This is a genomic window from Deltaproteobacteria bacterium (genome assembly GCA_026712905.1).
Lineage (GTDB): Bacteria > Desulfobacterota > Binatia > UBA9968 > JAJDTQ01 > JAJDTQ01.
Genome location: JAPOPM010000017.1, coordinates 20,669 through 27,910 on the forward strand (window position 1 = coordinate 20,669; position 7,242 = coordinate 27,910).

At 66.6% G+C, this 7,242-nt stretch carries 5 protein-coding genes; 4 read left to right on the forward strand and 1 reads right to left on the reverse strand.

Translation table 11 applies throughout. The features are described 5' to 3' along the window. Positions 1–12: 12 nt before the first annotated feature. Positions 13–1,377 (reverse strand): hypothetical protein, encoded by a 1,365-nt coding sequence (locus tag OXF11_00980; protein MCY4485679.1) that lies wholly within the window; start codon positions 1,375–1,377, stop codon positions 13–15. 140 nt (positions 1,378–1,517) lie between these two features. Here OXF11_00980 and OXF11_00985 point away from each other — a divergent pair, with 140 nt between their 5' ends. The 4 genes from OXF11_00985 (at position 1,518) to OXF11_01000 (ending at position 7,177) form a co-directional block, all read left to right on the forward strand. Continuing rightward, positions 1,518–3,140: a DUF255 domain-containing protein gene (locus OXF11_00985; GenBank protein ID MCY4485680.1), complete on the forward strand. Its 1,623-nt coding sequence runs from the start codon at positions 1,518–1,520 to the stop codon at positions 3,138–3,140. Positions 3,141–3,332: 192 nt separating this feature from the next. Beyond that, entirely contained in the window at positions 3,333–4,613 is a 1,281-nt protein-coding gene (locus OXF11_00990) for a hypothetical protein (GenBank protein ID MCY4485681.1), read from the forward strand. 39 nt (positions 4,614–4,652) lie between these two features. Beyond that, a complete protein-coding gene (locus OXF11_00995) occupies positions 4,653–5,939 on the forward strand; it encodes a glycine/betaine/sarcosine/D-proline family reductase selenoprotein B (GenBank protein MCY4485682.1) in 1,287 nt (428 codons plus the stop codon). Positions 5,940–6,112: 173 nt separating this feature from the next. Then, positions 6,113–7,177 carry an AAA family ATPase gene (locus OXF11_01000; GenBank protein ID MCY4485683.1) on the forward strand — a complete coding sequence of 355 codons (1,065 nt, stop codon included), beginning with the start codon at positions 6,113–6,115 and terminating at the stop codon, positions 7,175–7,177. The last annotated feature ends 65 nt before the right edge of the window (positions 7,178–7,242 follow it).

Below are 7,242 nucleotides of genomic sequence, written 5' to 3' on the forward strand. Positions count from 1 at the left end.
TCGGACAGACTCCTAGGCGGCGACAAAGTAACCGCCGGCGATGGCGTCGTGCCACAGCTTGATGGCGACCGGCGCGATCCCCTGCGGCAGTCCGTCCTCGGCCTTCCAGAAGCTGTGCACGCCGGCGCCGAACTGCGTCAGGTGGGTCCGGGGCGCGGGGCGCATGGCCGCGAAGGCGGGCAGGATGACTTCCTTGTAGACCTCCGGGCTGTGGTCGCGGCTGTCCTTGGTGATGGCGAACAGGAACGGCGGCAGCGGCGGCGCGTCCGCGCCGGACAGCTCCCGCGGATAGCCGCGGTAGCGGGCCACCAGGGCCTCGGTCTCGTCGGCGTTCATCCCCAGGCGCTTCGCGCTGACCTGGGCGGCCTCGGTCAATGAGCCGGCGATGTCGTGGGTGATGACATACTCGGCCTTGAACTGAGGCCGCGCCTTGGCCCGCTCCCAGGTGTCGAGGATCTCCTCCATCAGCATGGGTAGTTGCATCAAGGCCGCCGGCCCCTGCTGTCCCAGGGCCTCGGGCCCGGCGTAGCGGGCGAGGTCGCGCCAGGTGCGGATGTACAGCTCGTTGAAGGGGTCGCTGCGCGCGGCGTCCTCGGTGCTCACGCGCTCGAAGCCGGAGACCTTTCCCATCGAACCGCTCCAATTGTCGCGCATGGCGCCCACGTGGCCAAACGGCGTGTGCTCCGTGGCCACCACGCCGGCGAAGTTGGGAACGCGCTGGGACAGCATGGAGACGAAGGGTCCGCCGGTGGAGTGGCCCTCGCCGTAGATGGAGAACGTCCCCTCGGGCAGGTGCCGCCGCATGGCCTCCTTCATGCCCTCCTCGAAGGCCACGGGCCACGCCGCCATGCGGTAGTAGAAGTTGGTGCCGGGCTTGGCCCGGGCCACGGTGCGGGTGCCGTAGCGCGGCCGCATGGTGACGTCGCGCGCCACCTCGTACTCGTCGCGCCCGATGGGTTCGCCCTGCTTCCAGATGGGCGTGCGCACGCTGCCGTCCGCGTGGATGGTGTCGTCGGGCCAGTCGCGGCTCGCGTCCGGGAAGTAGAACCGCCCGGGGAACGTGCCGCTCAAGACCTTGAAGCCGAACTTGCCGGCCGCGAGCATGGCCACCCGCTCCATGATCTTGTAGTCCCCCGACCCGCCGTGGAGGAGGAAGATGCCCACCTTGCGGCCGTCCGCGCCGGCGGGAATCCGGCTCTCGTCCTCGGGCTCGTACACGGCCACGGCGATGTCCCATTCCAGCCCCAGCGCCTCGATGCGGATGATGTCCTCCTCGACGCGCACGGGGATGTCGGGCCTGGCGAGGACCGTTTCGGAGTCGCGGATGGTCTGTTCACGGGATATGGCCGCGGGCAGTTCGATGGTTGAAGCGGACATGGGCAACCTCCGGTGGTGATGCGAGTTCCTGTCTACTATAGACGCCGGGCCGCCGCCACATGTCCGCCCAACCCCCCATCTTGCCGACGGCGGGCAATCCTGCGCATATAGTCGGGGACTCGGTTCCAGGACGCCACGCCATGTTCCGCTTCTCCCCCAACCCCAACGACGCGCACCGCATCCATTGGCAGGACTGGGGCCCCGCCGCGTTCGAGCGCGCCCGCGACGAGGGCAAGCCCGTGATGCTCTTCCTCGGCGCCTTCTGGTGCGGCGTCTGCCAGCGCATGGACGAGACCACGCTGTCGCACACGGAGGTCATCGCGCTGCTCAACGCCTACTTCGTGCCGGTGCGGGTGGAGGACGCCCAGCGCCCGGACATCGACGTGCGCTACAACCGGAACGGCTGGCCCACCATCGTGTTCATGAGCGCCGAGGGCGACTATCTCGCCGGGATCAACTACCTGTCGGCCACGGACTTTACCGACGTGCTGGTGCGGATTCACGTGGGGTACCAGGAGCGCGGGACCGATTCGGGGACGGACCCTGCCGCAACAGTCTCCACGGGACCCGATCCGGCGGCGTGGAGCACCGTCGAGCCGGAGCGCGAAGCGCCGGCGAGTTCCGCACCGGTTACGACTTCAGCGCCGTCTTCACCGGCTGCGGTACCGCATCATGCGTCGCCCGAAAACCCATCCCCCGACCCGGGCACGCTGGACCGGATCGCGGAGACCGTCTGGCGCCTCGCCGATCCCGTGCACGGCGGCTACGAGATCGACCGCAAGTTCCCCCACTGCGAAGTCAACGAGTTCCTGCTCCTGCGCCACCAGGCCACGGGCGATGCGCGTTTCCTCAATCACGTGCGCCTCACCCTCTACAACATGCACCAGAGCAAAACCCACGATCCCGAGGGCGGTTTCTTCCGCTATTCGTCCAAACGGGACTGGAGCGAGCCCCACCACGAGAAACTGCTGGCCGACCACGCCGGCCTGTTGGACAACGCCCTTCACGTGTTCGAGCTGACGCGGGAGTCCTTCTTCCGCGAACTGGCCGAAGAGTTGCTCGAGTATCTCCAGCGGGGTTTCCGCGACCCTTCCATGCCGTTCTTCCACGGCTGCCGCGACTACATCCGCGTCACCCCCGGCCGGGACGATCCCCCGGGTTCGCTGCCGCACAGGAACCGCGGCATGTTCTCCATCACCGATCCGTGGATGTACACCGACGCCAACGCCCGCGCCGTCCGTGCCTGCCTGCGAGCCGCTCGAACCCTCGGGCGCCAGGACTGTGCCGAGCACGCGCTGGCGACGCTGCGCCTGCTGTTGGAGCGCTCCTGGGACGGCACCCGCGGCATGGCGCACTACTTCGACGACGCCCCGCGCCTGCGGGGACTGCTGGCCGACCAGGTCTGGATGGGACGCGCGCTGATCTCGGGATTCGAGACGACCCACGACTCGCTGTTCCGGCAACGAGCCGAGGTGCTCGCGGATTTCGTCCGCGCCCGCTTGCGGAATCCCGCCGGAGGTTACTTCGACATCGCCGAGAAGGGCCCGGCCTACCTCCACTACCCGCTCACCCTCATCACCGAGAACGGTGCCGCGGCACGCTTCTTCCTCGAACTGTTCGACCTGACCGGGAAGGCCGAGCACCGTGACGCCGCCCTGTGGGCGCTCAAATGCTTCGTCGGAGACTTCGCCGATTACGGCGTGCACGTGGCGGAATACGGCACCGCCCTGGGCGAGTACGTCGCGCGCGCCGATCCGGGGTGATCACCCCTCCCCCGCCCCTGGATTCCCGCTTCCGCGGGAATGACGATTCGGGGCGTTGGCGCCGATTCTTCTCCAAGCGTTGCCACGGCCATGGGAGCCGCGATCCGTGGATGGACGCGGGCGTTCAACCGCTTTGAATCCCCTCGTGAATGTGGAATCATGTGCCCGACCTCGAAGGATGGAGGGCATTGCGTGAACCTGACCCTGGCGTACCATCCGGTGCGAGCCCTGCGATTCGGCTCGCAGACACGGCTGGACGGAACCACACTCGAAATCGACACCGACGAGCTTCGCCGCGTGCTGCTCGAGGACGAGGCGCTGAGCGACGCCACCTTCGACCTCGCGGCGCCGGGTGAGGACTGCCGAGCCGGGCCCGTGTTCGACGTCGTCGAGCCCCGGGCCAAGGCGGACGGCGGCAGCCCCGACTTCCCCGGCATCCTCGGCCCTCCGGTGACGGCCGGCATGGGCACGACCCACGTGCTGTCGGGCATGGCGGTCACGGTGCTGGACGAGCATGCCGCGGGGGGCTCGCGCGGCGCCGTCGGCCGGGTGCTCCAGATGAACGGGCCGGCCGCGGAGGGTTCGTGGTACGCCGGGCTGCATCACCTGATCGCCATTCCCCGCGTGAAGGCGGGGACGGAAGCCCATGCGGCCAAGCGGGCGAAACGCGTGGCCGCGCTCAGGGCCGCCGTTCACCTGGCCCGGGCGGCGCTCTCCCAAGCGCCCGCGGAGAGCCGCGCGTTCGAGCCCGTCAATCCGGGGCCTCCGGGACGCGCCGATCTTCCCCGGGTGGCGTACGTGGGGCAGATCTTCTCGCGTCAGCGGGCGGCGGAGTTGGACGAGCCGGTGCTCTACGGACTCAACACCACCGGCATGCTGCCGGTCCTGTTGCACCCGGACGAGTGGCTCGACGGCGCACTGGTGACCTCCTACTACACGTCCATGGGCGGCGCCGAGACCTTTGGCTACCAGAACCATCCCATCATCATGGAGTTGTATCGGCGGCACCACGCCGGCGAGTTGAACTTCGTCGGCGCCGTGGCGAGCATCGCCGGCTCGGACAACGCCGACCGCGACCGCAACTGCCGCACGGCCGCTTCCCTGGTGCGGTGGGCACTCAACGCCGATGCCGCGGTGCTCACCAAGTACGGCGGCGGCGTGCCCCACGCGGACCTGGCGGAGACCGCGCGGCTCCTGGAGTCCGCGGGCATACGCACTTCGGTCATGGTGTCGGACGTATCACGCGACCGCCGCGTGGAGTCGGCCCTGCTGTTCAACTTCCCCGAAGTCAACGCCATCGTCTACGGCGGCGGCAACGACACCCGCTGGCAAGTGCCGCCGGCCGGCCGCATCATCGCCGCGACCCCGGCCATCGGCGAGCTTCTTGCCGGCGTCCGGGAGCTCAACGCCATGAACGTGGCCGGCATCACCAACCAGCAGGGCGCGTCGCGGCTGCGCGCGGTGGTTTACTGAAATGTGTGCGTCACAGCTTTGAGCAGGGAGACCCTAACCATGAGGATCGTCCACTACCTGAACCAGTTCTTCGGGGGCATCGGCGGCGAGGAGCAGGCCGGGAGCCCGCTTCGAGCGGTCGAGAACGCCGTCGGTCCGGCCCGGCTGCTGGAGCAGACCCTGGGTGACGGGGCCGCCGTGGTCCACACCCTGGTGTGCGGCGACAACCACGCGGTGGAGCACCAGGAGGAGCTGGTGGCCGCCGTCCTGGACCATGTCCGCGGCGCCCGCGCCGACCTGTTCGTGGCCGGCCCCTGCTTTGACGCGGGACGTTACGGCATGGCCGCCGGCGCCCTGTGCACCGCCGTGCAAAACGAGCTCGGCATCCCGGCCGTCACCGCCATGCACGAGGAGAACCCCGGCGTCGACCTCTACCGCGAGGGCCTCTACATCGTCGACTCCGGCAAGAACGCCGCCAAAATGAAGCCGGTGGTCCAACGCATGGCCGGCCTCGCGCGCAAGCTGGTGGCCGGCGATGCCATCGGCCTGCCCGGCGAAGAGGGCTACCTGACCCGCGGCCTGATACGGGACCAGTTCGTGGACAGGACCTCGGCCGAGCGGCTCGTGGACATGGTCCTGGCCAAGGTCCAGGGGCAGCCGTTCGACACCGAGATGCCCGTCACCGCCTTCGAGCCCGTGACCAAGCCCAGCGGCGTCGACGACCTGTCCAAGGCCAAGGTCATGCTCATCACCGACGGCGGCCTCGTGCCCAAGGGCAACCCGGACAACATCGAAGGCATGGCCGCCACCCGCTGGGGCGCCTACGACATCGCCGGCGCCGACGACCTGGCGGGAGAGGATTACGAGATCTCCCACGGCGGCTACGACCCGCGCTTCGTCCAGGCCGACCCCGACCGCCTCGTGCCCCTCGACGCCCTGCGGCAACTGGAGAAGGAAGGTGTGGTCGGCAAGGTCCACGGCGAGTTCCTCTCCACCTCGGGCCTGTCCAACCCCCTGTCCAACACCCGCCGGCTGGGCCGCGAGATGGCCGAGAAGGTCAAGCGCGAGGGAGTCGACGCCGTCATCCTCACCTCCACGTGAGGCACCAGCACTCGCAGCGGCGCTGCGATCACCACCGAGCTCGAGAAGGCCGGCGTCCCCGTCGTGCAGATGACCTCCGCCCTCCCCATCGCCAAGATGGTCGGCTCCAACCGCGTCGTACTCGGCCACGGCATCGTCCACGTGGCCGGAGACGCGAGCCTGCCGGCGGAGGAGGAAAAGGCCCTGAGGCGCAGGCTCGTGGAGGAGGCGCTGGATTCGTTGAAGGCGGAGGGGGGCGCGGACTAACCTCGAGCAGTTTGAGACTCTCGTCTGTTCTTGCGATACTGCGAACTTATCGGGTGATTCTTACCCATAACGGTTCCCAGCGTCGGTCAGCCTCGACGTTGCGAAACGAATTGTGCAGAGCATCGTCATCTCTGCTTGTTTATTCACACCTCCAAAGAAGGCGGAAAAAGGAAATGTTGAAACATCTTGAGGTGCACAACTTCAAGGCATGGCACAGCCTCGATTTGAAGCTGGGAAAGGTCACCGGGCTGTTCGGTACGAACAGTTCGGGCAAGAGCAGCGTGCTTCAGTTTCTCCTGCTCTTGAAACAAACCAAGGACGCCACCGACCGCGGCTTGGTACTGGACTTCGGTGGGCCGAACCAACTCGTAAACCTTGGGACGTACGAATCCATCGTACACCGCGGTGACCATACTGCGGAGATCGCCTGGACCATGCACTGGGACCTCGTGAAGACGCTGAGGGTCGCCGACCCGATGAGCCCTCGCAACCCCGCATTATTTGAAGGAAAGAGTCTGCAAGAAAGTTCTCGCGTGGCATTTGTGGATTCACATCTGTCGACACGATACGTGAAATACGGGTTTTCCGACGCGGTCTTCTCCATTGAACCCAAGGGAGCAAGTTCCGACAAATTCGATCTTGCCTCGGAGGGAGACACCGCACCGCAGCTCATTCGGAATCCAGGTCGGCCGTGGCCTCTCCCCCATCCCCTCAAGACCCACCTCTTTCCCGACCAAGCTTATATCTACTTCCAGAACACGGGCTTCTTGAGGGACTTCGTAGCCGAGTACGAAGCGTTGATGGACAGAGTTGTCTATCTGGGTCCGCTTCGAGAGCATCCGCAGCGAGAGTACCGGTGGTCCGGTGCGAGCCCCCACGACGTAGGACCACGAGGAGAACGCACAGTAGATGCCATCCTTGCGGCCACGGCACGAAACGACGAGCAAAACCTTGCACCGCGTCGCCGATACATGAAGTTTCAGGAAATGATCGCCTACTGGTTACGAGAGCTTGGACTGATCCATTCCTTCGAGATCAAGGAAATAGGGTCCGGGACAAATTTGTATCAAGCGTGTGTCCGAACAGCACCTGACAGCCCAGAGACGATGTTGACGGATGTTGGTTTCGGGGTTTCGCAAATCCTGCCCGTCTTGGTCCTCCTGTGTCGGGTCGGAGGAGGCGCCCCGCAGGGCTGGCCTCCGTCCGCCGCTCAAACGGCTCGTACAGTTTTCCCGTAAGCCGCTTTCACAAAGGTGTCTCATGGAGGGTTCAAGGACGGAACCAGTGAGATCAGACGTACAAG

What these genes read in the sequence shown, in the direction of transcription:
- OXF11_00985 (MCY4485680.1), top strand. Translation starts at nt 1,518, where the DNA reads ATGTTCCGCTTCTCCCCCAACCCCAACGACGCGCACCGCATCCATTGG.
- OXF11_00980 (MCY4485679.1), bottom strand. Translation starts at nt 1,377, where the DNA reads ATGTCCGCTTCAACCATCGAACTGCCCGCGGCCATATCCCGTGAACAG.
- OXF11_01000 (MCY4485683.1), top strand. Translation starts at nt 6,113, where the DNA reads ATGTTGAAACATCTTGAGGTGCACAACTTCAAGGCATGGCACAGCCTC.